This is a genomic window from Achromobacter sp. NFACC18-2, from assembly GCF_900108985.1.
GTDB lineage: Bacteria > Pseudomonadota > Gammaproteobacteria > Burkholderiales > Burkholderiaceae_B > Achromobacter.
The window spans coordinates 55,924-82,418 of sequence record NZ_FNYM01000004.1; the positions used below are offsets into that span (position 1 = coordinate 55,924).

Below are 26,495 nucleotides of genomic sequence, written 5' to 3' on the forward strand. Positions count from 1 at the left end.
GAGCGGAGGCCGGGCCGTCTTGCCCACTTGCGTCCTGCTTTGTATGAAAGAGTAATGCGCGCACCGTGATCCGCCCGGCATCCTGTAGCCTCGAAGCCGGGCCGCAGCGCGCTTTCGTGCAAACCAGCGCACTTGCGTCCAATCCTTCCGGCGCGCGCCTGCCTAGCATGACGCCATCTTGCGCGATGCCGTTTGCGCAATCGCAAGCCCTGGAGATTCATCCCTGACCGTGCCTGCCCTGCTCGAAGCGCCTACCCGCCTGCGCGACGCCTATCCTGGCGCGTCGGTCCAGGCCATCCGGACCAGCCCCGGGTGCAAGGCCGCGCTCGAAATCGCCCGCGTGGCCTACCCACGCCCCGGTTTCGGCACGGCGTGCGCGGAGGCGGACGGCGACGACTTCCTGCTCAGCGTGTCGCTCACCCGCGCCCAGCGTGTGCTGTATTGCGCGGACCAGCCCCGCGCCATGCCGCTCGCGGCCGAGGAAATCACCATCCGGCGCACGGCCGACGGCTATCGCGCCGAACTGCACGATCCCTTCGATTTCCTGTACTTCCGCGTATCGCGCGCGTCGCTGGACCGCGTGGCCGAAGCCCTGGGCGCGGGCCGCGTCGGCGCCCTCGTGTGCCCGCCCGGACGGTCCGATCCCGTCCTGGCCCGCCTGGGCAACGCGCTGCTGCCCGCGCTGGCCCACCCGGCGCAGGCCGATCCGCTGTTTGTGGATCATCTGGCGCTGGCGGCGCAGGCTCACATGATCCAGGCCTATGGCGCGCCGGGGGACGAACCGCCCGCCAGCCATCTCGCGGCGCGCGGCGGCCTCGCGGGCTGGCAAGAGGCATTGGCCAAGGAAATGCTCGCCGCCGACCTGTTGGGCGACGTTTCCATTTCGGAGGTCGCGCAGGGCTGCGGCCTGTCGCGCAGCTACTTCATCAAGGCCTTTCGCCAGACGGTCGGCACGACGCCGCATCGCTGGCTGCTCGAGTGCCGCATTGAGCGCGCAAAGGCGCTGCTGCTGGCGTCTGCGTGCCCGGTCTCGGACATCGCGCGGGACTGTGGATTTTCCGACCAGGCCCATATGACGCGCGTCTTTGCCAGCGTCGTGGGCGCGCCGCCCGCGGCGTGGCGGCGTCGGAACCAACGCTGATCGCGCGGCGCGTGCCCGGCGGCGGATAGCCCCGCGCGCGCGGCGGGCCGTGCGCAGTCAGGCGCCGTTTTCCCTGCGCCACGCGCCAGGAGACGTCCCGACCACGCTCGTGAACACCCGCGTCATATGCGCCTGGTCGGCAAAGCCGCACAGCAGCGCAATCTCGGTGATGGACCGGCCCGGCGACCGCAGCAATGCCTGCGCCTTCTGCACGCGCTGTTCCAGCAGCCACCGATGCGGCGTCGTGCCGACCGTCTGGCGGAAGGCCTTGATGAAGTAGCTGCGCGACAGATTGCAGGCGTCGGCGATATCGGCGATGGACGCTTCCTCGCGCACCGAGGCCAGCAGCATGTCCTTGGCCCGCGCCTCCAGCTTGCGCGACAGCACGCGCGCCCCGCCCGAGTCGGCCCAGCCGGTCGTCGCGCCGGCGCCGTATTGCGCCAGCAGGTGCGTGCCCATGGCCAGGCTCAGGTGATCCACGAACAGGCTGCTCGCCTGCGCGGGATTCGCCACCACGCTCGCCAGCACCTGCGACAACTGCCCCAGCACCGGATCCGGCTCGCCATTGCGCGGCAGCAGGCTGCTGACCCGCGCACCACCCTTCTCGTCATTGACCCGCTCGATGAAGTCGCGCGACAGTTCGATCAGCATGAAATCGAACCCGCCTTGCAGATCGGCGCGGTAATCGTCATTGAAGTCGCGGATGTAGATCGAGCCCACGTCAAAATCGTGGGTCGATGCATGATGGCCATGCATGATGCGGCGCCGATGCCCGCCCCGCAGCGCCACGCCCACCAGAAAGCCGCGGTCGGACGCCGGCGTCTCCACGCTGCCAAAATGCGCGTTGTCGGTGCTCTTGCGATAGAACGTCAGCCCGCCTCCGTGGAACTCCTGGTTCAGGACCAGCTTGCTGGCTGAGCAGCCCAGCGTATCGGTGGACGGCAAAGGTTGCGGGTCGGAGGTCAGTAGCGGGCTGGCGGGCATGGGCAATGTCCAAGTCGGGGCAAACGCCTTGTTGGGGTCGAAGATAGCAGGCGATGCTGTGTCGCAACAAGCAACAATTCGCAAAAATGGACGCCGACCTCATCGACCCACCGTTGCCCACGCACGCGACCGCCCCACCCCTCAGCGCGGCGACACGCTGGCGGCAAACGCCGCCAGGTCCTGGTTGAACCGTTCCGCCTCTTCCAGGAATGGCGCATGCCCGGATGCCGCATACACCGTGCTGCGAATGCGCGGATTCAATTGCCGGGCTCGGTCCAGCGACGGCGCCGCCTGCACCAGCGCATCCCGCGCGCCGTAGATCAGCAGCATCGGTTTGCGCGCCGCGCCCAGGCCCTTGGCTGCTTCCACCGTCATGGACTGCACCGCGGCCTGCATGTCGGGCGAGGCCAGGGCGGCATTGGCCAGCAGCCGCTGGAACGTGGCGGCATCCGGCTGCCGCGCAAAGCACAGACCGATGAACTCGCGCTCCGCATCCAGGTGGGTCTTGAGGTCCGGCGACACCATGTCGCGGTAGACCCGCGGATGCGGCACGATCTGCGCCGGGTCCAGTTCGATCACCCCGCCCACGTACACCGCGCCCGCAATCTCGGCATCGCCGTAGGCGGCCAGATAGTTCGTCGTCACGGCCGCGCCCAGCGACCAGCCGACCACGAGCGGGCGACGCGCGCCCGAGGCCGCGATCACGGCGGCCAGATCGTCGGCCCAGCGCCGGCCATCGGCATAGGCTGCCGCGTCCGCCGGCTTGCCGGACAGGCCATGGCCGCGCAGGTCGTAGGTGATCAGCCGGTATCGCTGCAACGCGGGGCTGGCAAGCTGCGCCGCCCAACTGAGATGGCTGCCCAAGAGGCCATGGACGAAGACAATCGCCGGGCCGTCGGGATTACCCGCCTCCTGCACGGCGAGCCGCAGGCCGTCGGGCGCGGTGACGGTGTACTGCCTGGCGTGGGCAATCCCGGCCAGCGTGGGCGCCTGGGCCGGGGTGATGGTGGCTGCCATGACGGTGGACGTCATCAGAGTGGCCGACATGACTGGGGCCGACATGACTGTGGACGTCATGACACCGGCAATCATGAACAAGGCTGCCGCGGCCCGGCGGCTCAGGTGGGTCAGTCGGGTCAGTCGGGGCCGTTGGCGCAGTCGGCTCAGAAATGAAATGCGTGGCATGCGGGTGCATCCTGAAGGTTGAAGAATCGCCAGTTTCAACCCTCACACCGATGTCAAGGTCAAGCGCCGATCTGCTAAGCTTTTCCGCATGAAAACGTCCGCCCTTGCCCGCCCCATGTCGATCGGCGAACTGGCCCGCGAAACCGGCGCAAGCCTGCGCTCGCTGCGCCACTACGACGACCAGGGCCTGCTCGCGTCCGCGCGGGCCGGCAACGGCTATCGCACCTTTCCGGAGGCGGCGGTCGTGCAGGTCCGGCAGATTCAGCGCCTCATTGCGTCCGGCTTCACCCTGGCGGAAATCCGCGGGTTTCCCGATTGCATGCGCCTCATCGAAGGCGCGGCGGCCTGTCCCGAGACCTCCGAGGTCCAGCGCCGGCGGCTGGCATCGGTCGAGCGCCAGATCGCCGACCTGGAACGCCGCCGCGCGCGCTTGCGCAAGATGCTGGGCGAGACCCACGCCGCGCCGCCCGAATGACGCGCGGGGCAGTCCCGCACCCTGCAAGCATGCGCCTTCATAACGGGATTCCATGACCACCGCGACGCCCCGCCCCCACGACAAGACTGCTCCGCACTGGCTGCGCTGGCTGCCCGGGCTTGCCCTGCTCAAGTCCTATCAGGCCGCCTGGCTGCCCAAGGACATCGCGGCCGGCCTGGTCCTGACCACCATGCTGGTGCCGGTCGGCATCGCCTACGCCGAAGCGTCCGGCGTGCCTGGCGTCTACGGGCTGTATGCCACCATCATCCCGCTGCTGGCCTATGCGCTCTTTGGCCCCAGCCGTATCCTGGTGCTGGGGCCGGACTCCGCGCTGGCCGCGCCGATCCTGGCGGTCGTGCTCAGCGTCTCGGGCGGCGACCCCATGCGCGCCATCGCCGCGGCCAGCATGATGGCCGTCGTGGCGGGCCTGTTCTGCATCGTGCTGGGCCTGATGCGGCTGGGCTTCATCACCGAGCTGTTGTCCAAGCCCATCCGCTATGGCTACATGAACGGCATCGCGCTGACCGTGCTGGTGAGCCAGTTGCCCAAGCTGTACGACATTTCCATCGACGACGCCGGACCGCTGCGGGAAATGCAGCAACTCGCGCTGGCCATCATGGACGGACAGACACACTGGGCAAGCCTCGCGGTCGGCGCGTCCAGCCTCGCGGTGATCCTGCTGCTCAAGCGGTTCGATCGCATCCCAGGCATCCTGATTGCCGTGATTCTGGCCACCCTCGCGGTCAAGCTGTTCGGCCTGGACCAGCAAGGCGTCAAGGTGCTGGGCGAGATTCCGCAGGGCCTGCCCAGCCTCGCCTGGCCGTGGCTCAGCAATGCCGACTACGTCAAGATCGTGCTGGGCGGCTGCGCCGTGGCGCTGATCGCTTTTGCCGACACGAGCGTGCTGTCGCGCACCTACGCCGCCCGCACGAACACGCGCGTGGACCCCAACCAGGAAATGGTGGGACTGGGCGTGGCCAACCTCGCGGCGGGGTTCTTCCAGGGCTTTCCCATCAGCAGCAGCGCGTCGCGCACGCCGGTCGCCGAAGCGGCCGGCTCGCGCACCCAGCTGACCGGCGTGGTCGGCGCGCTGGCCGTGGCCGCGCTGCTCATCGCCGCGCCCAACCTGCTGCGCCACCTGCCCAACAGCGCCCTGGCCGCCGTCGTCATCGCCGCGGCCATTGGCCTTTTCGAATTCAAGGACCTGCGGCGCATCTACCGCATCCAGCAATGGGAATTCTGGCTGTCGATGCTGTGCTTTGCCGCCGTCGCCGTGTTCGGCGCGATCCCCGGCATCTGCCTGGCCGTCGTCCTTGCCATCATCGAATTCCTGTGGGATGGCTGGCGCCCGCACTTCGCGGTGCTGGGACGCGTGCCCAACCTGCGCGGCTACCACGACCTGAAGCGCTACCCGCATGCGGCGCTGATCGACGGGCTGGTGCTTTTTCGCTGGGATGCGCCGCTCTTCTTCGCCAACGCCGAACTGTTCCAGCAAAGGCTGCTGGAAGCCGTGGACGCCTCGCCCACACCGGTGCGCCGCGTCGTCGTGGCCGCCGAACCGGTCACCAGCGTCGACGTCACCTCGGCCGACATGCTGCGCGAACTGTGCGCGCATCTGGCGCGCGAAGGCATCGCGCTGCATTTCGCGGAAATGAAGGATCCGGTGCGGGACAAGCTCAAGCGATTCGAGCTGTCGGGGCTGTTCAGCGATGATCGGTTCCATCCGACGGTGGGCAGCGCGGTGGATGATTATCTGGGTCGCGAAGACACCAATGGCCTGGAATCGGCGGCACCGGCGGGCTCCTTGCCGCCCCCGCCAACGCATTCATCGCACTGACCAGCTGGCCGTGCGCACCGGTGCCTGCGCAACTGCGCGGATGCCGCCGCTTCAAGGCCGGCTTGCGGACCTCAAGGCGTCACCTGATAGCCTCGCTGCTGCATGCAACTGGCATAGGCGGACGACACGGCGGCGTCCTGCTGCGGCGCGTTCGCGCGGTCCTCCCGTCGCTCCTGCCGCTGGCGAGACCCGCCCACCACCATGCCCGCGGCCGCGGCATCCTTCGCCTGGTTCTGCCGATAGGCTTGCTTGGTGTCGTCGTCCATGCGGTCATACACCTCTTCATGCTGCCGCCCGCGCGCGCCCGCGACAGCGGCGCCCGCCGCTGCGCCAGCCGCCGCGCCTCGGGCCCGGCCGCCCGCATTCGGCGTATCGGCACTGGCGCTGCCGGCCTGGGCCTGGGCCTGGGCCTGCGCCTGGCATGCCGCGATGTCTTGCTGGGTGGTCTCGGGGGATTGGCCTTTGAGCGGGGTGACCTGCTGCGCGATGGCGGACAGGCAGAAGGCGGACAGACAAACGGCGGCGGCAGGGACAACGAACCTGTTCATGATGCGCTCCTTGGATACTCAAGGCCCTGGGTCTTCCAGATTAGCGCCGTGACAGACGCAGGCACAAGGCCGGTCTCTTGTGTCCCTTGGAACGTGGCGCTCCCCATATCCCCGCGCGCAACGCCGGACGACGCAAGCGCAGGCTGCCAGCCCCGGCCGCCACCCGGAATATCCAAAACCCTTATATCTGAACAGGCCAAAAACCTATAGCCCCTTAGAACACGTTGACATATAGAAAGGCATTGCCGATGATGAAGCAGGCCGCATCCCCCGGGCCGATATAAGCAAAATACCGCGCCTGCCACGCAGGACGCGGCAACCAGAGAGGCATGCCATGGAGACAACCCCCCTCAACCCGTCGCGGCGCCGCCTGCTGGCCGGCAGCGCCGGCGCGCTGGCCGCCGCGGGCCTGGGCGCCACCGGTATCGCGCGCGCGGCCGACCCCGCCCCCAAACCCGCCGCCTCGGCGGCCAAACCGCTGCCGCCCTACGCGGCATGGAAAGACGCAGACAGTCTCATCGTGCACAGCGCCAACACCATCGAAACCCGGCGCAGCGCGTTTGGCGACGGTGTCGTCACGCCGTCGCGCCAACTCTACGTGCGCAACAATCTACCGCCCCCCGACGCCGCCATTCTGGACGATCGCGATGCCTGGAAAGTGGAGATCCTGGGCGTCAAGCATCCGCGCACGCTGACCGTGGGCGAATTGAAGACGCTGGGCATGGAGACGCTGGCCACTGTCCTGCAATGTTCCGGCAACGGCCGAAGATTCTTTCCCCACAAGCCCAGCGGCACCCAATGGGAAGTCGGGGCGGCGGGCTGCGTGATCTGGACCGGCGTACCGGTTCGCGCGCTGGTCGACTATCTGGGCGGCCTGGACGGCACGCCCACCTACATGACCGGCACGGGCGGCGAAGTCCTGCCCGAAGGCCTGGACCCGAAGTCCCTGCTCGTGGAACGTTCGGTGCCACGCGAGGCCATGCAGGACGCCATGCTGGCCTGGGAAATGAACAGCGAGCCGCTGACCCTGGCCCATGGCGCGCCCCTCCGGCTGATCGTGCCGGGCTACACGGGCGTGAATAACGTCAAGTACCTCAAGCGGCTGGCCTTCACCGTCGAACAGAGCCCGGCAAAGATCCAGCAGACCAGTTATCGCCTGACGCCCATGGACGCCAAATCCGGCCCCGACCAGCCTTCCGTCTGGACCATGGAGCCCAAGTCCTGGATCACCGCCCCCGGGGCGGATGGCAAGGCCGTCAAGGCCGGACGCGCCATCGTGCGCGGCGTGGCCTTTGGAGGCATGCATGCGGTCAAGCACGTCGATGTCTCCATCGACGGCGGCAAGACGTGGAAACGAGCCGCGTTGATCGGGCCGGACCTGGGCAAGTATGCCTGGCGCCAGTTCGCGTTGCCTGTGGAACTGTCTGCCGGCCAGCACATGCTGGTCAGCCGTGTCGAAGACACGGAAGGCAACGTGCAGGTGGAAAAGCGCTTCGACAACTTGCGCGGCTACGTCAACAATAGCTGGCGCGACCACGGCCTGGCCATCAACGTGTCCTGACCATGGCGGCATCGATGCATCGCAGTGAAAAGTACAGGCCTGCCGCGGCCCGCCGCCCGATCGCGTGGCGGGTCCGCGTGGCCTACTTGGCGGGCCTCTGGCTATTTGCGCTGTTCGCGGGCGCTTCGGCCTGGGCTGCGGAACCGCCCAATGCCGAAGCGGGCCGCGCCTTGTTCCTGAAAGCGACGACCCCAGCCTGTGCAGTCTGCCACACCTTGGCCGACGCCGGTGCTGCGGGGACCATCGGCCCCAACCTCGATGAACTGAAGCCGGATGCCAACCGCGTTGAGCAGGCCGTGCGCAACGGGATCGGGGTCATGCCGGCCTTCGACGCATTGAGCGATGCGGATGTGCAGGCCTTGGCGCAATATGTGTCGGGCGTCACCGGCGCGGCGCCGTAGTCAGGACACTCCCCACACAGAGGCGCCATGCTCGAACTCCCCCACACCTCCACCATTGAAGGCAATGCCATCCGATGGGGCAGACTCGGCAACGGACCCGCGCTGGTCGCCATCCACGGCACGCCGTTCTCGTCGCAGGTGTGGCGCAGAATCGTTCCCCTGCTGTCCGATCGCAGGACGGTCTACTACTTCGATCTGGCGGGCTACGGCGTGTCTGAGATGCGCGACGGCCAGGACGTGTCGCTGGGCGTGCAGAACCGGATACTCGCGGCGTTGTTCAGGGAGTGGGAGCTGGACCGTCCCGACGTCCTCGCGCACGATTTCGGCGGCGCGACGGCGCTGCGCGCGTATTACCTGGACGGTCTGCGCTACCGGTCGCTGACGATCTTCGACGCCGTGGCGCTGGCGCCCTGGGGATCGCCATTCGTCCAGCATGTCCGCCAGCACGAAGCCGCGTTTTCGGGCATGCCCGATTACATGCACCGCGCACTGTTGAAAGCGTATTTGCAGACCGCCGCGCACAATCCCTTGTCCGAAGAAGCGCTGGACGTGTACGGCAATCCGTGGCTCGGACCTGTCGGCCAACCGGCGTTCTATCGCCAGATCGCGCAAATGGACCAGAAGTACACGGACGAGGTGCAGGAGCGGTATGGGCGCATGGATTGTCCCGTGCAGGTGCTGTGGGGAGAACAGGACCAGTGGATTCCCCGCGAGCGCGGGCTTGCGCTGACGTCGCTGATCTCCGACCTGCCGCTCATTGCCGTGGCCGATGCCGGACACCTTGTGCAAGAGGATCGCCCGGAAGCCATCGTAGCCGCGGTGCTTAAGCACATCGAACTCGCCGGGGCACCGCGGCGTTAGCTGCGCACCCGCGCCGGATTCCCCACCACCTTCGCGCCCGCCGGCACATCCCGCGTCACCACGCTGCCGGCCCCGATGATGGCGTCATCGCCCACCGTCACGCCCGGCAGGATGATCGCGCCGCCGCCGATCCACACCTGGTTGCCGATATGCACCGGACGGCCGAATTCCAGCATCGCGCGGCGCTGTTCGGGATCGTGCGGGTGGTCGGCGGTGTAGATCTGCACGGCCGGGCCGATCTGCGTGCCCTCGCCAATCGTGACCTGCACGACATCGAGGATGACGCAATTGAAGTTGATGAAGACGTTCGCGCCCAGCGAGATGTTGTAGCCGTAGTCGCAATGGAACGGCGGACGGATCAGCGCGCCGTCGCCCACCTTGGCGAACCGCTCCCGCAGCAACGCGTGCCATTGTTCGGGCGGCTCGCCCAACAGGGCGTTGTAGCGCTTCATCCAGGCGCTTGCGGCAAGCTGGTCCGCCTGGATGTCGGCGTCGGCGGCGGTGTAGAGCTCTCCTGCGAGCATTCTCTGCTTCTGGGTTCGTGTCATGGCGATCTCCTGTCCGGTTCACGCAGCATACCCACGATCCGTCGAAATACGCAGACTCGCACAGCGGGAAAATCCGCGACGCGCCAAGGGGCGACAGGTCAATGATGCCTGCCGCCTCGCAGTGACGTGGTTTTGGTTTGATCTCTCGCGGCGGGCGGTCCAGCACTATCCTTTCCCAGGAGATAACCCGCAACCGCGCCGAACAGACCGACGATCGGCGTGAGCTGCTCGGTGCTGTATCCCACGATCACGAGCACCGAAGAAATCCCGAGAATGCTGATCACGCCGATGGTCCGGAGCACGTGGTAGGCGGTCGCTCTTGACCGCCAGAGAAGCACCGCGGCGATTGCGATGGCAAGCAAGGTAAAGCCCAACAGACACAGCGCCAGGAATCTGACCAGTTCCGGCGACCAGCCATGCAAAAGAAATTCTTTGGAACTGGCGGCCGCGGCCTTCGCGGCATCGAAAGCACGCTGCGCCGTCGCCAATGCCGCCATGGGATCGGAGGCGCCCGTCGTGGCTGGCTTCGTCATTTCTGCGCTCCTTCCCGAGCCTCGAATTCCTTTAGCCTGGCCTCCAGCTTGTCAATTCGTTCAGCAAGGTAGGAGATGGCGGCGGTTTGCTTCGCGATCAGGTCTTCAACCGTCTGTCCGGCAACCGGCCGTTGCGTGCCGGGACTCGGCCCTGGAGCAAACCAATAAGAACCATCCGTCACGATCGGCACGCCGGCGGGCCGCTGGGCCGCCCAGACTTCCGAGTCTTTGGGTGCATCAAATACCCAGTTCTGATAGCCGGTCGTTCCGGCCTTCTCCGCAGGAATGACCAGAATCCAACCCGACGGAAGCTTCACGCTGTCGACGGACTTTGCGTCAGGCTGCGCGGTGACCGGGGCTTGCGCCATGGCGGCATTGCCGACCAAGAGGGCAAATATGGCACAAGGCATTCTCATCGTTGATCTCCAAGTCCGCGGTAATCCGTAGAGGACGATTCAACATGCCAGACGACCAGCCCCCCGAACCATACCCATTATTGGGTACGCCGATTCACCCGCGCCCGATTGCCACCCCGGCGCCCGCGTCAGGCGCCACCCCCACATACCTCCCCCGCGGCCGGATGACCTGCGCCACGCTCAGTTGCTCCAGGCAATGCGCCAGCAGGCCGACGCTGCGCGCCGTGGCGAACAGGCCAAACGCCGCGTCGTCAGGCAGCTTGCAATGCGCCGCCAGCGCCGCCAGCGCGACGTCGATGTTCGGGTGCAGGCCGGTCAACTGCGTGGCTTTGTCGATGAAACGCGAGATGACGTCGGCAGGCTCGAAAAGGGCCAGCAGCGCAGCCGCGCGCGGATCGCCGTCGGGATAGAGGTGGTGTCCGAAGCCGGCCAGCGGCAGGCCGGTGGACAGGTAGTGCGCCATCACCTCGTCCTCGCCCAGGCGTTCCACGTCGTTGAACAAGGCTTTCACGCGGCCGGAGGCGTCGCCGTGCAAGGGGCCGGACAAGGTGGTCAGGCCCGACAGCAGGCAGGCCGGCAGCGACGCGCCCGTCGACGCGGCGATGCGGGCGGCGAACGCGGAGCTGGTCAGTTCGTGGTCGGCCAGCAGGACCATTGCGGTGCGCAGCAGTTCGGCGGCCTGCGGCGACAGCTTCCACGCCTGCGCAAACCGCAGGTGCAACGGGCGCTTGCCGTGCTGCGCGCCAAAGGCGTTGGCCAGTTGCCCGACGAGGCTCTGGCATTCGCCGTGCAGCACGCGCGTCATGCGGCCATGGGTGGAGTGCCCGGTGGCCGCCAGCGCGCCCAGTGAGGAAAAGGCCGCGACGCGGCCGGGCGCGCCCACGCGCGCCGCGCACGAGAAGTCTGCCGGCTGCCCGGCGTTCCATAGAAGCTGCGCGGTCTCTTCCAGGCTGGCCGAGCCCGCCAGCGTTACGGCGTCCTGGCCGCGGTAATAGAGCCGCTGGCGGTGAAAGGTGGAGATCGACGTGGGAATGCTGGGTTCCGCGCCAAAGAGCGTGTTGGTGGCCAGGGTTTCGTGCTTGCGCCCGGCCTGCTTGCGCTTGGCCAGTCCCGCCACGTCTTCCGCGCGATAGAGGCTGCGGCGCGTGTCGGCCGGATCGGGCATGACCTCGAGCTTGCCGCGGCTGACGTATGCATAGATGGTTTGCGGCCGCACGCCGAGCTGACGGCACGCTTCGGCCATCGAAATCCACGATCCCATGATGTTCCGTATGTTCTGTAGCAAAGTTTATATGTTGATTTTATAGATCAATATTGCGCAGTAAATCAATCATTAAATACCATGGCTTCCATGTTCAACGCGGACCCGCAGCCGGTCCCCCTTCCGAGTCGAACCGATATGAAGCCTCAGGTCCTGCAACTCAATCCCATCCTGATCCCGGCGGTCAACGATCAACTGGCGTCCCTGTACGACGTGCACAAGTTCTTCGACATTTCGGATCAGGCGGCGTGGCTGCGCGAGCATGGCGCGCGGATCGACGCGGTCATCACCGGCGGCCACACCGGCATCTCGCGCGCCATGCTGGAGCAGTTGCCCCACGTGAAGGTCGTGGCGGTCAATGGCGTGGGCACCGATGCGGTGGACCTGGCCTACTGCCGCGGCCGCGGGCTGCCCGTCACCGCCACGCTGGGCGCGTTGACCGAAGACGTGGCGGACCTGGCGATCGGACTGCTGATCGCCGCGTGCCGCAACCTCTGCGCGGGCGATCGCTTCGTGCGCGAAGGACTGTGGGAGCAATTCCCTTCCCCCAGCGCCATTCCGCTGGCGCGCCGCTTCAGCGGCATGCGCGTGGGCATCGTCGGCATGGGCCGCGTGGGCCGCGCCGTTGCCACGCGGGCCGCGGCTTTCGGGTGCCAGATCCGCTACACCGATCTGCGCGCCATGGACGACGTGCCGCACGAGTTTGACGCGGACCTCATCGCACTGGCCCGCGCGTCGGACGCGCTGGTCCTGAGCGCGGCCGCCGACAAGGCCGAAGGCCTCGTCAATGCCGCCGTGCTGGAGGCGCTGGGCCCGCGCGGCTACCTGGTCAATGTGGCGCGCGGCCGGCTGGTCAACGAGGCTGACCTGACCGACGCGCTGGTCGCCGGCCGCATCGCGGGCGCGGGCCTGGACGTGTTCGTCGACGAGCCCCGCGTGCCGGCGGCGCTGCGCCAGTCGGATCGCACGACGCTGCAGGCGCACCGCGCCAGCGCCACGTGGGAGACGCGCGCGGCGATGGGCCAGATGGTGCTGGACAGCATTGCGCAGGCCCTCGCGGGCGAGCGTCCGGCAATGAGCCTGACGACCTGAGCCACCAGCCGCACCCACGGATCGTCATCATGGAACTGGCCTTTCCCGCCCCTGCCCCGGTCACGCTGCCGATCTTCGGCAGCGCCGCCCGCTTTCCCGTCGCGCGGGTGTTCTGCATCGGGCGCAATTACCGGTGGCAGCCCGACGAACCGCGGCCCGACGCAATGCCGGCGTGGTTCATGAAGCCCGCCAGCGCGGTCTTCGCTGCCAGCGGCACGCTGCCCTATCCCGCGGACACGACGGACTACTGCCACGAGATCGAACTGGTCGTGGCGATAGGCCACGGCGGCAAGGACATCGCGCCCGAGGACGTCGAAGCGCGGCACATCTGGGGCTACGCGGCAGGCCTGGACATGACGCGGCGCGACCTGCAGCAACAGGCCAAGCGCGCGGGCGGTCCGTGGGAACCCGCCAAGGCCTTTGACCATTCCGCGCCCTGTACGCCCATCGTGCCCGCCGCGGCCTGCGGCCACCCGCGCGCAGGCGCGCTGTGGCTGGCCGTGAACGGCGTGGACCGCCAGCGCGCGGACCTCTCCGGCCTGCTGTGGTCTGTGCCCGAACTGGTTGCGATGCTGTCGCGGTCGGTCGCGCTGGCGCCCGGCGACCTCGTCTACACCGGCACCCCCGCGGGCGTCGGCGCCGTGGCGCCCGGCGACGTCGTGACCGCAGGCATCGCGCGCATCGGAGAACTCACCCTGACCGTCGCTGCGCCCCAAGACCCCGCAGGGCGCGCCACGTTTTCATGACACTGCGTCCCCCCATCCGAACCCAGGAGCCTCCCTTGAACGCAAGCATTACCCCGAAAATCGCCTTGGTCACCGGCGCAGGCAGCGGCGTCGGCCGCGTCACCGCCAATGCCTTGCTGGACGACGGCTGGACCGTCGTGCTGGCGGGCCGCCGTCCGGACCCGCTGCAGGCGCTGCAAGCCGATGCCGCCGCCCGCGGCCGCACGGCGCTGGCGGTGCCCACCGACGTCACCCAGCCCGAAAGCGTCGAGGCGCTGTTCAACACCATCGAAAGCCGCTTCGGCCGGCTGGACCTGCTGTTCAACAATGCCGGCGTGAACGCGCCCGCCGTGCCCATGGACGAACTGCCGCTGGAGAAGTGGTTTGCCGCCATCAACACCAACGTGACCGGCGTGTTCCTGTGCGCCCGCGCGGCGTTCGGGCTGATGCGCCGCCAGTCGCCGCAAGGCGGCCGCATCATCAACAACGGCTCCATCTCCGCGCACACGCCGCGTCCCTACACCGCGCCCTACACCGCCAGCAAACATGCCGTGACAGGCCTGACCAAGGCGCTGGCGCTGGACGGCCGCGCCTTCAACATCGCGGCCGGCCAGATCGACATCGGCAACGCGCTGACCGAGCTGTCCGAACGCATGACGCGCGGCGTGCTGCAGGCCAATGGCACGGTCGCGCCCGAGCCCATGATGGACGCCGTCCACGTCGCGAATGCCGTGCGTCACATGGCCTCGCTGCCCCTGGACGCCAACGTCCTCACCATGACCGTCATGGCCACCGCCATGCCCTTTGCCGGGCGTGGCTGAAACCCCACCGCGCCTTCGGGTGCAGCACACCCGGGGCGCCCCACAGAGTTGACTGAAGTTGACCACCCTAGGAGACAAGCATGACCTTCATCACGCTGGCCAGGACCCTGGCCTTTTCAACCGCCCTGGCAGCCCTGGCCGCCGCGCCCGGCCTGGCCGCGGCGCAGAACTATCCGTCCCGTCCCATCAGCATCATCGTGCCCGCGCCGCCGGGCGGCGGCATCGACATGATCGCGCGCGTCGTGGGCGAAAAGCTTTCGGCATCGCTGGGCCAGCCCGTCATTGTCGACAACCGGCCGGGCGCCTCCAACAACCTGGGCACCGCCCTGCTCGCCAACGCCAAGCCTGACGGCTACACCATCGGCATCGTGGGCGGCAGCCACAACATCAACAAATACCTGTTCAAAAACCTGGGCTGGGACCCGCAAAAGAGCTTCGAGCCCATCGTCTACACGCACGAGATCCCGCTGGTGTTCTCGGTGTATCCGAAGATCCCCGCCAAGACCCTGCCCGAACTCGTGGACTGGATGAAGGCGCATCCCGACGACGCCAAGGTCGCCACGTCCGGCCGCGGCAGCGCGCAGGAGATGGCAGCCGAAATGTTCCGCATGGTCAGCGGCGCCCCCATGCTGCTGATTCCGTACAAGGGCTCGTCCGCCGCCCATCCCGACCTGCTGGCCGGCCGCACGGTGCTGTACATCGACACGCTGAGCGCGATGCAGGAACAGGTCAAGGCCGGCAACGTGCGCGCCGTCGCGATCTCCACCGCGAAACGCGCCAAGGCTTTGCCCGACGTGCCGACCGCGCAGGAACAGGGCCTGAAGGGTTATGACGCCAATACCAACGGCGGCTTCCTGGCGCCGGCGGGCACGCCGAAGGAGATCATCGCCAAGCTCAATGCCGAGATCAACGCGGCCTTGAAGCAGCCGGCGGTGCGCGCCAAGCTGGAAGCCGCGGGCATCGAAGTCCAGGGCGGCACGCCGCAGGAATACGCGGCGCTGATCCAGTCCGACCTGGACAAGTGGGGCAAGGTGGTGAAGGAGGCGGGGATAGCGGCGGAGTGATCCGCGCTTGACCTTAGGGCAACGCCGGCGGCCGGTATTCAGGCCGTCCGGCGCAACCCCATCAATGAGCGCGACAAGCGGCTGGCTGCCGCCAGCACCGGCTCTTTCAGCTCCAGCAGCACCGACTCGGTCAGGCGCGATATCGGCCCGGAAATGCAGATCGCGCCTTGCAGCGTCCAGTTGATCCCGTAGACCGGCGCTGAAATGCTGGAGACCTCGGCGTCGCGCTCGCCGAGCGAGATCATGTAGCCCGCCCGGCGCACGGATTCATACGGCTCGCCCGGCTCTCCGGAGAACGCGAGCAGCACGCGCCCGGGACTTCCCAATTCAAGCGGCAATGCCGCGCCCACCCGAACGTGGTGGCGGATCGACTTGGGTCCTTCGACCCGCGCCATGCAGATGCGCTGCTTGCCCTCGCGCACATAGAACGTGGCGCTTTCTCCGGTGGCGGCCGACAGCTCCCGCAGCACCGGCTGCACGACTTCCGCGATATTGAACGTGGCCTGGTAACAGGCGCCCAGCCAGCCGGCCGCGCGCGCCAGGCGCCATGTGCCGTCCGGCCGCTGCGCCAGGTAGTCATCCATGGCCAGCGTGCGCGCCAGGCGCAACACCGTGGAGCGGTGGCAGCCGGTCCGCCGGCTCAGTTCCGCCAGCGACAAATGCGTGTCCTCGACGCCGAATGCGGCCAGGATGCTCATTGCGCGGCGCACCGCCACCACGCCTTCTTCCGCCGGCGCATCGTCCGACTCTGGGTTCAATTGATCGTTCATTGTGCGCAACGTGTTTCGCTGTACGGACTTGCATTGTAGTGAGCGGAACACCGATTCACAATCTCCGAACCACAAAACAGATATCGGAGACAAGAATCATGAAGCAGATTGCGCGTGTGCTGTCCTGCGTCGCCCTGGTGTGCATGAGCGGTTTGAGTGCCGCGAACGGCTATCCCGAAAAGCCTATCCGCCTGATCGTGCCGTTCCCGCCCGGCGGCGGCACCGACGTCCTGGCGCGCGAGGCGGCCATCGCGGTCGCCGGCAACACGGGCTGGAACATCGTGACGGAGAACCGGCCCGGCTCGGGCGGCAACATCGGGGTGGATACGGCGGCCAAGTCCGCGCCCGACGGCTATACGCTGGTGCTGGGTCAGACCAGCAACCTGGCGATCAATCCGACCCTGTATTCCAAGCTGCCCTACAACCCCGAAACCGATCTTTCCGCCATCGGCCTCGTCGCGGACGCGCCGCTGGTGATCGTGGTGCCGGCCAATTCGCCCCTCAAGACCTTCGAGGACCTGATTGCCACCGCCAAGGCCAAGCCCGGCGCGCTCAACTTCGCCAGTTCGGGCAATGGGACGGTGGCCCACCTGGCCGCCGTGCAATTGCAGAACGCCGCCGGCATCACGCTCACCCACATTCCCTACAAGGGCGCGGCGCAGGCCTCCAACGACCTGATCGGCGGCCAGATCGACATGTATCTGTCGTCGGTGCCCACGCTGATCGGCCATGTGCGCAACGGCAAGATGCGGGCGCTGGCCGTGACCTCGACGCAGCGCGTGCCGGACATGCCCGATGTCCCCACCATCGCCGAGCGGGGCTTTCCCGGCTTCGAGGCGGTGACCTGGTTCGGCCTGGCCGCGCCGGCCGGCACGCCCAAGGACATCGTGCAGCGCCTGAACGCCGAGTTCAACAAGGCGCTGCAGTCCAAGACGCTGAGCCAGAAGTATCAGGAGCAAGGCGCGCGGGTGTTGACCAGCTCGCCCGACGAATTCGCCAAGCTGATCCACGACGACCGCGTGCGCTGGGGCAAGATCGTCAAGGACTCGGGCGCGAAGGTCGAGTGATCCGCCATGCAAGCCCGCCATCCCTATTCCAGCGGCGGATCGCGCGCAGCCACCCCGGCGCCCGCCGGCGCCTGCGACTGCCACGCGGCGGGCATCAAGCCCGCATGACCGCCCCCGCATCCTCTTTCCACTCCCAACAGGAACTCTCATGGCCAACCAGGACATCATCAAAGACTTTCCCCGCGTCAGCGCCGACGTCGTGCGACGCGCCGCCGCGCTCCAACCCGCCATCCTGGCCGACGTCGCCGGCCGGCGCGGGGCGTTGAGCGGGCGTATCCGTCCGCTCCATCCCGCCATGAAGGTGGCCGGTTGCGCGCTGACGGTTGAGGTGCGCCCGGGCGACAACCTCATGATCCATGCCGCGATTGCGCTGGCCAAGCCCGGCGACGTGCTGGTGATCGACGGCAAGGGCGACCTGAGCTCGGCGCTGATGGGCACCATCATGATGACCGCCTGCCGCAAGCTGGGCATTGCGGGCGTCGTGATGGACGGGGCCGCGCGCGACACGATCGAGATCATCGAGATGGACTACCCGGTGTTCGCGGCCGGCACCAACCCCAACGGCCCGACCAAGAACGTGCCGGGCCGTATCGGCCATCCGGTGTCGGTGGGCGGCGTGACCGTCCATCCCGGCGACTTCATCATCGGCGACGCCGACGGCGTGGTGGTGGTCGAACGCGAAAAGATCGAAGGCCTGCTGCCCGCCGCGGAGAAAAAGGTGCGCGACGAAGCCGCGCGCATTGCCGCCATCCAGGCGGGCGACACGCAGGCCAAGTGGCTCGATGCCGCCCTGCGCGCGGCCGGCGTCCTGAAGGAAGGAGAATCGCTGTGAATGCCGCCAAGCCAGCGATCCTGGTGACCGCCGCCGACCTGGCGCCGGAGGCGCTTGCGCTGCTGCAAGACTTTCGCATGGTGTATGCCGGCAAGACGCCCACCGAGGACGACATCGTCGCGCTGTGCCGCGAACACGATCCTGTCGCCATCATCGTGCGCTACAGCAAGGTCGGCGCCGCCGCGATGGATGCCGCCCCCGCGCTGCGCGTGATCTCCAAGCACGGCAGCGGCACCGACACGATCGACAAGGCCGCCGCCGCCCAGCGCGGGATCCAGGTGGTCGCCGCAGTGGGCGCGAACGCCGCCGCCGTGGCCGAACAGGCCCTGGCGCTGCTGCTGGCCTGCGCCAAATCCGTCGTCGGGCTGGACGAACGCATGCGGGCCGGCCACTGGGACAAATCCACCCACAAGAGCCTGGAACTGGGCGGCAAGACGATCGGCCTGATCGGCCTGGGCGCCATCGGACGGCGCATGGCGGCCATGGCGCACGGGCTGGACATGCGCGTCATCGGCTACGACCCCTACGCCCGCGACTTGCCGGAGTACCTGCGCAGCGTGCCGCTGGATGCGATCTGGCGCGAGTCCGATGTGGTGTCGCTGCACTGCCCGCTCACCGAAGAGAACCGCGGCATGGTCAACGCTGCGACGCTGGCGCAATGCAAGCCCGGCGTGATCCTGGTGAACACCGCGCGCGGGGGCCTGGTGGACGAGGACGCGCTGCTGGCGGCCGTGCGCACGGGCCAGGTTCGCGCCGCGGGCCTGGACAGTTTCGCGGTGGAACCCATGCCAGCCGGCCATCCGTTCCAGCAGGAACCGCGCATCATCCTGAGCCCGCACATCGGCGGCGTGACCAGCGCCGCCTACGTCAACATGGGCGTGGCCGCCGCGCGCAACGTGCTGGACGCCCTGGCGCGCGCCGGCTCGCCCGCCTGAGGGTCCACGCCATGGCGCAACGCTGGAACCGCGCGCCCGCGGGCAGCCACTGGGGTGAATTCGGGCCCGACGACCAGCTCGGGCGGATGAACCTCGTCACCCCCGCCAAGGTGCTGCAGGGCATCGCCGAGGTCCGCGAAGGGCTGACGTTCTGCCTGTCGCTGCCGCTGGACGTGCCGGGCGGCACGGCGCTCAACCCGAAACGCCTGCCGCCGCAGCGCTATGCCACGCTGCGCGACGGCAAGAGCGCCGGCGCCCAGGGCTTTTGCTGGTCGTATGCGGCCGAGGATCCCCTGCTCACGGACGTGGTGTGCGACGACGTGCTGCTCATGAACACGCAGTACTCCACCCAGTGGGACAGCCTCGCGCACATGGGCAGCCGCTTTGACGCCGACGATGACGGCGTGGCCGAAGCGGTGTTCTACAACGGATATCGCGCCGGCGTGGACATCGTGGCGGCATCGGAAGACGCCCAGGCGCCCGCCGATTGGGCGCGCTTTCCCGGGCCGGCCGCCAAGGCGCTGGGCATCGAACGACTGGCCGAGCACGGCGTGCAGGGACGCGCGGTGCTTGTCGACCTGGAAGCCCACGTCGGCCGCACGCGCACGGCCGTCGGCTACGACGCCTGGATGCGGATTCTGGATGCCGACGGCGTGACGATCGAGCCGGGCGACATGGTGTGCCTGCACACCGGATTTGGCGACACGCTGATGACGATGAACCGCCAGCCGGATGTGGCGCGGCTGCATGCCACCGGCAGCGGACTCGACGGCCACGACGAACGGCTGCTGCAATGGATCGTCGACGCGCGCGTGGCCTGCCTCATCGCCGACAACCCCGCCGTCGAACTGGTCCAGCCGGTCAGTCTGAGCGGCGCCGCCACGCCGCTGCGCCGCCCGCGCCTGCCCCTGCATGAGCATTGCCTGTTCAAGAACGGCATTCACTTGGGCGAACTCTGGTGGCTGACGCCGCTGGCACGCTGGCTGCGCGCGCACCGGCGCCACCGGTTCCTGCTGACCGCGCCGCCGCTGCGCCTGCCCGGCGCCGCCGGTTCGCCCGCCACGCCCATCGCCACCGTCTGATTCCCCATTTTCTTTTCCCCCCGCGCAGCGGCCGGCACAGGCCGCACGCCCCTTCAACCAGGAGACACTTCGTGAACCCCCTACGCCTCTTGCCCCTCACCCTGGCGCTCTGCGCCGGCGCTGCGGCGGCCCAATATCCCGATCATCCCGTGCGCGTGGTCGTCGGCTTCTCGCCGGGCGGCCCGACCGACGTGGTCGCCCGCGCCTTCGCCTCGTACGCCTCACAGGCCCTGGGGCAGACCTTCGTGGTGGAAAACCGCCCCGGCGCCAACACCATCCTGGCGGCGGAAGCCGTGGCCAAGGCCGCCCCCGACGGCTACACGCTGTTGATCGGCGCCACCAACCACACCATGATTCCGGCGCTCTACGCCGACCGGGTCAAGTTCGACGCGCTCAAATCCTTTACCCCGATATGCGCCGTGGCGGTCAGCCCCACGGTGCTGGTCACCGGCCCGGCCCTGAAGGTCAATACCCTGGACGACTTCCTGGCGCGGGCCCGCGCCGAACCGGGGCGCCTGACCTACGCCACGCCGGGCACCGGCAGTTCCGGCCATTTCGCCACGGCGCAGTTCCTGCAGCAGACCGGCATCCGCATGAACCACATCCCCTATAAGGGCGCGGCGCAGGCGATTTCGGACCTGATGGGCGGCCAGGTCGACAGCTCGCTGGCAACACTGGGCTCGGTGCTGCCGCAGGTCCAGTCCGGCAAGCTGACCGCCCTGGCGGTCGCCGCGCCCAAGCGCCTGGCGCAATTGCCGCAAGTGCCGACCTTCGACGAGGCCGGCGTCCCCGGCTACGCGGCCGATGCCTGGTACGGCGTGCTGGCGCCCGCCGGACTGCCGCCGGACGTGCGCGCCCGCCTGCAAGAGACGGCTCGCGGCTTTGCCCGGGCCGACGCCACCGCCAAGAGCCTGGACGCGCTGGGCATGCAGCCGCGCGAGCTTTGCGGCGACGCGTTCGGTGCACAGCTATCCCATGACATCGACACCAACCGCAAATTGGCCCAGGAACTTGGCCTGAAAGCGGAATAATCCTTGCATAACAAGACGAGAGAGGAAGACATGACCTGCCAAATCCAATCCCTGGTGCGCCTGCGGCGCGCCGCCATGACGCTGGCCTTTTCCCTGCCGCTCCTGAGCGCGGGCATCGCCCACGCCGCGCAAGACTGGCCCAGCCGTCCTGTCCGCATCGTGGTGCCCTACGGTCCCGGCGGCGCGGTCGACGTGGCCACGCGCAAGATGGCCCAGATGCTGTCGACACAGACCGGCCAGAGCTTCATTGTCGAGAACAAGCCCGGCGCCACGGGCACGATCGGCGTAAGCCAGGTGGCCCGCGCGGCGCCCGACGGCTACACGCTGGTGGCCAACGACACGACCTATTCGCTGCTGCCGCACATCTTCAAGCAATTGCCCTTCGACCCGGCCAAGGACCTGCAGCCCGTCTCGGCCTTTGTGTTTGCGCCGATGGCGCTGGCCGTGTCGAACGACAGCCCCTACCGCACGCTCGATGACCTGATCGCGCAGGCCCGCGCCGCGCCCGGCATGATCACCTATGGCTCCGGCGGGCCGGGCACGACGCCCCACTTCGCGGCGGAAGGCCTGGCGCTGGCGACGAACGTGAAGTTCATGCACGTGCCGTTCAAGGGCGCGGCCGAAGCCACGCAGGCCGTGCTGGGCAAGGTGATCGAATTCCAGTTCGCCTCCACCACCGGGGTGATGGGCGCGGTGCAGGGCGACAAGTTGCGCCTGCTGGCGGTCAGCGGCGACAAGCGCCTGGCCGTGCTGCCCGACGTGCCGACCTTTGCCGAGGCTGGCGTGAAGGACTTTGGCGTGGTCAACTGGACCGGCCTGTGGGCGCCCAAGGACACGCCGCCGCAAGTCATGGAACGCCTGCAGCGCGAGGTCGCCAAGGCCATGGCCTCTGAAGAAATGAAGACCTTCGCCACCAAGATGGGCGCCGAGCCGCGCGCGGCCGATGCCGCCGAGTTCGGCCGCATCCTCGCCGACAGCGGCGTGATGTGGGGCAACGTGGCCCGCAACATCGGCTACGACGCCAAGTAAACCCAGGGAGAACCCATGTTTTTTCTGCAAGCGCCGCAGGTGGCGCAACTGGACGTCTGGTCGCCCATGCCCGAGCGCTTTCGCCGCGCCGCGCGCAGCGACTGGGCCGATGCCAATCGCGGCGGCGCCTTCGCGGATTCGTTCCTCGAAGGCCCGGTGTTCGACCGCAGCGGCAATCTCTATGTGACCGACATTCCATGGGGCCGCGTCTTTCGCATCAGCCCCGACCGTGAATGGTCGCTGGTGGCGCAATACGACGGCGAGCCCAATGGGATGAAGTTCCTCGATGACGGGCGGCTCCTGATCACCGACTACAAGAACGGGCTGATGGCGCTGGACGTCGCGAGCGGCACGGTCACGCCTTACCTCGCCCGGCGCAACAGCGAGCGCTTCAAGGGCGTGAACGACCTGATCTTCGACGCGCAAGGCAATCTGTACTTCACCGACCAGGGCCAGAGCGGGCTGCACGATCCCACCGGACGGCTTTACCGGCTGCGGCCCGATGGCCAACTGGATTGCCTGCTGGATAACGTGCCCAGTCCCAACGGCGTGGCGCTGTCGCCCGATGGCAAGGTGCTGTACCTGGCGGTGACGCGCGGCAATTGCGTGTGGCGCGTGCCGCTGATGGCCGACGGCAGCGTCAGCAAGGTAAGCCAGTTCTTCACGTCTTATGGCCCGAGCGGTCCCGACGGGCTGGCGGTGGACAGCGAAGGCAATCTGCTGGTGTGCAACCCGGGGCTGGGCTATGTATGGCTGCTCAATCACCGGGGCGAGCCGCTGACGGTATGGCGCAGCCCCGCGGGCATGTCCCTTACCAACCTGGCCTTTGGCGGCGAAGACGGACGCACCCTTTATTGCACCGAGTCCGTGTCGGGCACGATCCTGACCGCGCGGGCGCCCCATGCGGGGACGGCGCTGTTCCGGCGCTGACCCTTCACGCATATCGCTCCAGCCGGAAAGGCGCCAGATCGACGGGCGCCTGCCCGGCCGGGCCCAAGGCCCGGTTCACGCAGGCGCGCCGGCGCTTTCTTCCAGCAGCCAATCGCGGAACGCAGCCAGCGCCGGGGTCGCCAGCTTGTCCTGCGAGGCCAGGAAAAAATACCCCGCGCCCGTGCTGAAGGTCTCGTTCAGCGCGGGCACCAGCACCCCTTGCCGCAATTCGTCCTGCACCAGAAACGTCGGTAGCAGGCCGATGCCGATGCCCGAGGCCACGGCCTGGATCAGGTGCGTGGTCAGTTCGAATTGCGCGCCCCAGCGCATGGAACGCAGGGGCAAGCCGTGCGCCTCGAACCAGCGCTGCCAGACGTCGGGCCGCGCGGCCACCTGCAGGAGCGTGTGCCGCGCCAGGTCGGCGGGCTTGCGGGCGGGATCGCTGGCCGCCATCTCGGGGCTCATCACCGGGATAACCTGCTCGTCCAGCAGCCGGTGCGGCACCAGCCCCGGCCAGTCGCCATCGCCCACGGCGATCACGGCGTCGATGCCGGCCAGGTCCAGGTCAAAGCGCGTCACCCGCGAATGCAGGTGGACCAGGACGCCGGGATGCCGTTCATAGAAGCGGTTCAGCCGCGGCATCAGCCATTTCGCGGTGAATGTCGGCAGCGCGGCCAGGTGGAAGGCGCCGCGCCCGCTGCGGTGGGAAATCGCCTGCAACGACGCGCTGCGGATGCGCTGCAGCGCCGCCGCCAGTTCCTTCTGGTAGCCCCGGCCCGCTTCGGTCAGCTCGATGCGGCGCTTCACGCGCCGAAATAGCGGGACCTCCAGCAATTCCTCCAGCGCCTGCACCTGCCGGCTGACCGCGCTTTGCGTCAGCGCCAGCTCGGTCGCCGCCCGCGTGAAGCTGAGGTGGCGCGCGCTGGCTTCGAACGCCAGCAACAGGGACATCGACGGAGTGAGGCGGCGCGGGTTCATTCTTTTGGAACATGGATGGGGCGGCCCAATATACCGTGGACCGCCCGCACATTGAACAGCAACGCGCCATGACGCGGGCCGCCCGCGGCATTGATCATTCACAAAATGAATGCATGAGCCGCGCATTTTCCGTTTTCCCCAAGCCGGCGCAACACCGACAATACCCGTCAGGGCCAAGGCGCGCCCCTGACGGGCGCGCCGGCCAGCCAGGCATTTTTTTTGGAGGCAAGCATGGATCTGGGTATCGCGAACAAGACGGCGCTGGTGCTGGGCGGCGGCGGCGGATTGGGCGGGGCCATCGCGCAATCGCTGGCGCGGGAAGGCGTGAAGGTGGTGGTGGCTGATCTAAGCCTCGAAGCGGCCACGGCCACGGCCGACAGGATCAAGGCCACAGGCCAGACCGCCCACGCGCGCCAATGGGACCTGCGGGCGCTGGACGCCATCGACGCGCAGGTCGGCTGGATTGAGGCCAACGTCGGTCCCGTCGACATCCTGGTCAACAACACCGGCGGTCCGCCGCCCACGCCCGCATCCGGCCAGCAGGCCGATCTGTGGCGCGAGCATTTCGAAGGCATGGTCCTGTCCGTCGTTCAACTGACAGACCGCGTCCTGCCCGGCATGCGCGAGCGCGGCTGGGGACGCGTCATCACCAGCACCTCGTCGGGCGTGATCGCGCCGATCCCGAACCTGGGCATCTCGAACGCGCTGCGCATGTCGCTGGTCGGATGGTCCAAGACGCTGGCGCGCGAAGTCGGCCAGGACGGGATCACGTCCAACATCGTGCTGCCGGGCCGCATCGCGACCGCCCGCATCACCTTCCTGGACGAGGCCCGCGCCAAGCGCGAGGGGCGCAGCGTCGAGGACGTCAGCCGCGAAAGCACCGCTTCCATTCCCGTGGGCCGCTACGGCGACCCCGCCGAATACGGCGACGCCGTCGCCTTCCTGGCCAGCGCCCGCGCCAGCTACATCACGGGATCGACGATCCGCGTGGACGGCGGCCTGATCGCCAGCATTTGAACGCGCCCCGCGCGGCGTCTTCTTAATTTTTTCAAGGACATAGACGATGAAACTGACTGCAGACGCCAAGGGCGTATTCCCCATCGCGCCCACGCCCTTCTTCGACGACGGCGCCGTGGACTATGACTCGATAGACCGCATGATGGCGTTCTACCTCGCCTGCGGGTCCACCGGCCTGACCGTGCTCGGGCAGTTGGGCGAGGCCCCGAAACTGGACTTCTCGGAATCGCTGGAGATCGCCTCCCGCGTGATCGCCCGGTCGGGCGGTTTGCCCATCGTGGTGGGCGTGTCCGCGCCGGGCTTCGCGTCCATGCGCTCGCTGACCCGCGAAGTAATGGACCGGGGCGCCGCCGGCGTGATGATCGCCCCGCCCAACACCCTGCGCACCGACGACCAGATCGTCGCCTACTACCACCAGGCCGTGGAGGCCATCGGCGACGACGTGCCGTTCGTGCTGCAGGACTATCCGCTGACGTTCTCCGTGCAGATGGCGCCGTCCGTCATCCGCCGCATCGTGACCGACCTGCCCTCGTGCGTGATGCTCAAGCACGAAGACTGGCCGGGCCTGGAGAAGATCTCGGCGCTGCGCCGCTTCGAGGCCGACGGCTCGATGCGCCACATCTCGATCCTGTGCGGCAACAATGGCCTGTTCCTCGACTATGAGATGGCGCGCGGGGCCGATGGCGCCAATACCGGTTATTGCTTCCCGGACATGCTGTGCGATTTCGTCAGGATGGTGGGCGCGGGCGACACCGAGGCCGCGCACGACCTTTTCGACGCGCACCTGCCGTTGCTGCGCTACGAGCAGCAGCCGGGCGTGGGCCTGGCCGTGCGCAAGTACGTCATGATGCGCCGCGGCATCCTGGCCAGCGCCGCGCAGCGCCGCCCCGGCAGCGCGCTGACGCCGCAGGCCAGAGGCGAAGTGGACCATCTGCTGGCCCGGCTGGGCCGGCATGACGCGCGGGCGCGGGATCTCGTGCAGGGCTAGCGCGCGGGTCTTGCGCGACCCCTGGCGTCGCGGGGCGGTAACCCCGAGTATTGCCAAGGTAACGATACGTTAGCCGCCCGCGTCGCGCGGCTTGCGACGCCCGGGCGCTGCGGCGCCCTGCGGCGGCGGGTCGCAAGCGTCCTAAACGCATCGCCCCGCCGTGCGCCGCGCCGCTTTCCGGCGCCCGCGCACGGCAAGCCTTGCCTTGACACCCGCGGAACCCTCCCTCTATGTTCTAGGCCGCCAACTATTTGGCGCCCTAGCCTGGCGCCCCGATTGGCGCCCCGGATCGAACCCACAGAGAGAGGACCATGGCGGTGTCGCGCAAGTCTCATGGAATGGTTTTGCGGCCCCGCGCCGCGGCTGCCGCGTTGTGTGCGGCC

Annotated in this window: 28 protein-coding genes; 19 read left to right on the forward strand and 9 right to left on the reverse strand. The window is 68.1% G+C overall.

Annotated elements, in window-relative coordinates:
* Nucleotides 1-229 precede the first annotated feature (229 nt).
* The gene (locus BMW75_RS07290; RefSeq protein WP_254791950.1) at nt 230-1,141 is read left to right on the forward strand and encodes a helix-turn-helix domain-containing protein; all 912 of its coding nucleotides are present in this window, start codon (nt 230-232) and stop codon (nt 1,139-1,141) included.
* A gap of 57 nt (nt 1,142-1,198) precedes the next feature.
* On the opposite strand, the gene BMW75_RS07295 is transcribed toward BMW75_RS07290, so the two are convergent.
* Both BMW75_RS07295 and BMW75_RS07300 read right to left on the reverse strand, forming a co-directional pair.
* Nucleotides 1,199-2,125, reverse strand: a complete 927-nt coding sequence (locus tag BMW75_RS07295) for a helix-turn-helix domain-containing protein (RefSeq protein ID WP_092578146.1) — start codon at nt 2,123-2,125, stop codon at nt 1,199-1,201.
* A gap of 141 nt (nt 2,126-2,266) precedes the next feature.
* Nucleotides 2,267-3,142: an alpha/beta fold hydrolase gene (locus tag BMW75_RS07300; RefSeq protein ID WP_254791966.1), complete on the reverse strand. Its 876-nt coding sequence runs from the start codon at nt 3,140-3,142 to the stop codon at nt 2,267-2,269.
* 256 nt (nt 3,143-3,398) lie between these two features.
* On the opposite strand from BMW75_RS07300, the gene BMW75_RS07305 reads away from it, so the two are divergent.
* Complete coding sequence (locus BMW75_RS07305) at nt 3,399-3,785, forward strand: MerR family transcriptional regulator (protein WP_092578148.1); 387 nt, start codon at nt 3,399-3,401, stop codon at nt 3,783-3,785.
* A 52-nt stretch (nt 3,786-3,837) separates the two neighbouring features.
* A complete protein-coding gene (locus BMW75_RS07310; protein ID WP_254791951.1) occupies nt 3,838-5,622 on the forward strand; it encodes a SulP family inorganic anion transporter in 1,785 nt (594 codons plus the stop codon).
* 71 nt (nt 5,623-5,693) lie between these two features.
* Here the strand turns inward: BMW75_RS07310 and BMW75_RS07315 are convergent, their stop codons facing one another.
* Complete coding sequence (locus BMW75_RS07315; RefSeq protein ID WP_092578150.1) at nt 5,694-6,170, reverse strand: YMGG-like glycine zipper-containing protein; 477 nt, start codon at nt 6,168-6,170, stop codon at nt 5,694-5,696.
* Nucleotides 6,171-6,504: 334 nt separating this feature from the next.
* Between BMW75_RS07315 and BMW75_RS07320 the strand changes: the two genes are divergently transcribed.
* From BMW75_RS07320 to BMW75_RS07330, 3 genes are read left to right on the forward strand one after another with little or no spacing between them, the layout of a single operon-like run.
* On the forward strand, nt 6,505-7,731 hold the full coding sequence (locus tag BMW75_RS07320; protein ID WP_092578152.1) for a SorT family sulfite dehydrogenase catalytic subunit: 1,227 nt from the start codon (nt 6,505-6,507) through the stop codon (nt 7,729-7,731).
* A gap of 2 nt (nt 7,732-7,733) precedes the next feature.
* The gene (locus BMW75_RS07325) at nt 7,734-8,132 is read left to right on the forward strand and encodes a SorU family sulfite dehydrogenase c-type cytochrome subunit (RefSeq protein ID WP_371466772.1); all 399 of its coding nucleotides are present in this window, start codon (nt 7,734-7,736) and stop codon (nt 8,130-8,132) included.
* A gap of 27 nt (nt 8,133-8,159) precedes the next feature.
* Nucleotides 8,160-8,993, forward strand: a complete 834-nt coding sequence (locus tag BMW75_RS07330) for an alpha/beta fold hydrolase (RefSeq protein ID WP_092578154.1) — start codon at nt 8,160-8,162, stop codon at nt 8,991-8,993.
* Here BMW75_RS07330 and BMW75_RS07335 read toward each other — a convergent pair.
* The 4 genes from BMW75_RS07335 to BMW75_RS07350 all read right to left on the reverse strand — a co-directional run bounded on the left by BMW75_RS07335 (nt 8,990) and on the right by BMW75_RS07350 (nt 11,751).
* Nucleotides 8,990-9,541, reverse strand: coding sequence for a sugar O-acetyltransferase (locus BMW75_RS07335; RefSeq protein ID WP_092578156.1), 552 nt, complete (start codon nt 9,539-9,541; stop codon nt 8,990-8,992). The genes BMW75_RS07330 and BMW75_RS07335 overlap by 4 nt on opposite strands.
* A gap of 98 nt (nt 9,542-9,639) precedes the next feature.
* Entirely contained in the window at nt 9,640-10,074 is a 435-nt protein-coding gene (locus BMW75_RS07340; RefSeq protein WP_092578158.1) for a hypothetical protein, read from the reverse strand.
* Nucleotides 10,071-10,442 carry a hypothetical protein gene (locus tag BMW75_RS07345; protein ID WP_139208500.1) on the reverse strand — a complete coding sequence of 124 codons (372 nt, stop codon included), beginning with the start codon at nt 10,440-10,442 and terminating at the stop codon, nt 10,071-10,073. The genes BMW75_RS07340 and BMW75_RS07345 overlap by 4 nt, the downstream gene beginning before the upstream one ends.
* A 142-nt stretch (nt 10,443-10,584) precedes the next feature.
* Complete coding sequence (locus BMW75_RS07350) at nt 10,585-11,751, reverse strand: citrate/2-methylcitrate synthase (RefSeq protein WP_092578162.1); 1,167 nt, start codon at nt 11,749-11,751, stop codon at nt 10,585-10,587.
* A gap of 138 nt (nt 11,752-11,889) precedes the next feature.
* Between BMW75_RS07350 and BMW75_RS07355 the strand changes: the two genes are divergently transcribed.
* The 4 genes from BMW75_RS07355 to BMW75_RS07370 all read left to right on the forward strand — a co-directional run bounded on the left by BMW75_RS07355 (nt 11,890) and on the right by BMW75_RS07370 (nt 15,453).
* Nucleotides 11,890-12,843: a 2-hydroxyacid dehydrogenase gene (locus BMW75_RS07355; protein WP_092578164.1), complete on the forward strand. Its 954-nt coding sequence runs from the start codon at nt 11,890-11,892 to the stop codon at nt 12,841-12,843.
* Nucleotides 12,844-12,869: 26 nt separating this feature from the next.
* Nucleotides 12,870-13,589: a fumarylacetoacetate hydrolase family protein gene (locus BMW75_RS07360; protein WP_371466831.1), complete on the forward strand. Its 720-nt coding sequence runs from the start codon at nt 12,870-12,872 to the stop codon at nt 13,587-13,589.
* On the forward strand, nt 13,586-14,389 hold the full coding sequence (locus tag BMW75_RS07365) for an SDR family oxidoreductase (protein ID WP_092578168.1): 804 nt from the start codon (nt 13,586-13,588) through the stop codon (nt 14,387-14,389). The genes BMW75_RS07360 and BMW75_RS07365 overlap by 4 nt, the downstream gene beginning before the upstream one ends.
* Before the next feature lie 80 nt (nt 14,390-14,469).
* Nucleotides 14,470-15,453, forward strand: a complete 984-nt coding sequence (locus tag BMW75_RS07370) for a Bug family tripartite tricarboxylate transporter substrate binding protein (RefSeq protein WP_092578170.1) — start codon at nt 14,470-14,472, stop codon at nt 15,451-15,453.
* A gap of 38 nt (nt 15,454-15,491) precedes the next feature.
* Here BMW75_RS07370 and BMW75_RS07375 read toward each other — a convergent pair whose 3' ends face one another.
* Nucleotides 15,492-16,223, reverse strand: coding sequence for an IclR family transcriptional regulator (locus BMW75_RS07375; protein ID WP_092578172.1), 732 nt, complete (start codon nt 16,221-16,223; stop codon nt 15,492-15,494).
* Between the two features lie 98 nt (nt 16,224-16,321).
* On the opposite strand from BMW75_RS07375, the gene BMW75_RS07380 reads away from it, so the two are divergent.
* The 7 genes from BMW75_RS07380 to BMW75_RS07410 all read left to right on the forward strand — a co-directional run bounded on the left by BMW75_RS07380 (nt 16,322) and on the right by BMW75_RS07410 (nt 23,129).
* On the forward strand, nt 16,322-17,290 hold the full coding sequence (locus BMW75_RS07380; RefSeq protein ID WP_092578174.1) for a Bug family tripartite tricarboxylate transporter substrate binding protein: 969 nt from the start codon (nt 16,322-16,324) through the stop codon (nt 17,288-17,290).
* Between the two features lie 148 nt (nt 17,291-17,438).
* Entirely contained in the window at nt 17,439-18,122 is a 684-nt protein-coding gene (locus BMW75_RS07385) for an RraA family protein (RefSeq protein ID WP_092578176.1), read from the forward strand.
* A complete protein-coding gene (locus BMW75_RS07390) occupies nt 18,119-19,057 on the forward strand; it encodes an NAD(P)-dependent oxidoreductase (RefSeq protein WP_256381716.1) in 939 nt (312 codons plus the stop codon). Before BMW75_RS07385 ends, BMW75_RS07390 begins: the two co-directional genes overlap by 4 nt.
* Nucleotides 19,058-19,068: 11 nt before the next feature.
* The gene (locus BMW75_RS07395) at nt 19,069-20,139 is read left to right on the forward strand and encodes a cyclase family protein (RefSeq protein WP_092578178.1); all 1,071 of its coding nucleotides are present in this window, start codon (nt 19,069-19,071) and stop codon (nt 20,137-20,139) included.
* A 71-nt stretch (nt 20,140-20,210) separates the two neighbouring features.
* Complete coding sequence (locus BMW75_RS07400) at nt 20,211-21,170, forward strand: Bug family tripartite tricarboxylate transporter substrate binding protein (RefSeq protein ID WP_092578180.1); 960 nt, start codon at nt 20,211-20,213, stop codon at nt 21,168-21,170.
* 30 nt (nt 21,171-21,200) lie between these two features.
* A complete protein-coding gene (locus tag BMW75_RS07405; protein WP_092578182.1) occupies nt 21,201-22,199 on the forward strand; it encodes a Bug family tripartite tricarboxylate transporter substrate binding protein in 999 nt (332 codons plus the stop codon).
* A 15-nt stretch (nt 22,200-22,214) separates the two neighbouring features.
* The gene (locus BMW75_RS07410; protein WP_092578184.1) at nt 22,215-23,129 is read left to right on the forward strand and encodes an SMP-30/gluconolactonase/LRE family protein; all 915 of its coding nucleotides are present in this window, start codon (nt 22,215-22,217) and stop codon (nt 23,127-23,129) included.
* A gap of 75 nt (nt 23,130-23,204) precedes the next feature.
* Here BMW75_RS07410 and BMW75_RS07415 read toward each other — a convergent pair whose 3' ends face one another.
* On the reverse strand, nt 23,205-24,107 hold the full coding sequence (locus BMW75_RS07415; protein ID WP_092578186.1) for a LysR substrate-binding domain-containing protein: 903 nt from the start codon (nt 24,105-24,107) through the stop codon (nt 23,205-23,207).
* A 231-nt stretch (nt 24,108-24,338) separates the two neighbouring features.
* On the opposite strand from BMW75_RS07415, the gene BMW75_RS07420 reads away from it, so the two are divergent.
* Both BMW75_RS07420 and BMW75_RS07425 read left to right on the forward strand, forming a co-directional pair.
* Nucleotides 24,339-25,124: an SDR family oxidoreductase gene (locus BMW75_RS07420; protein ID WP_092578188.1), complete on the forward strand. Its 786-nt coding sequence runs from the start codon at nt 24,339-24,341 to the stop codon at nt 25,122-25,124.
* Nucleotides 25,125-25,170: 46 nt separating this feature from the next.
* Nucleotides 25,171-26,112, forward strand: coding sequence for a dihydrodipicolinate synthase family protein (locus BMW75_RS07425; RefSeq protein ID WP_092578190.1), 942 nt, complete (start codon nt 25,171-25,173; stop codon nt 26,110-26,112).
* Nucleotides 26,113-26,495: the final 383 nt, after the last annotated feature.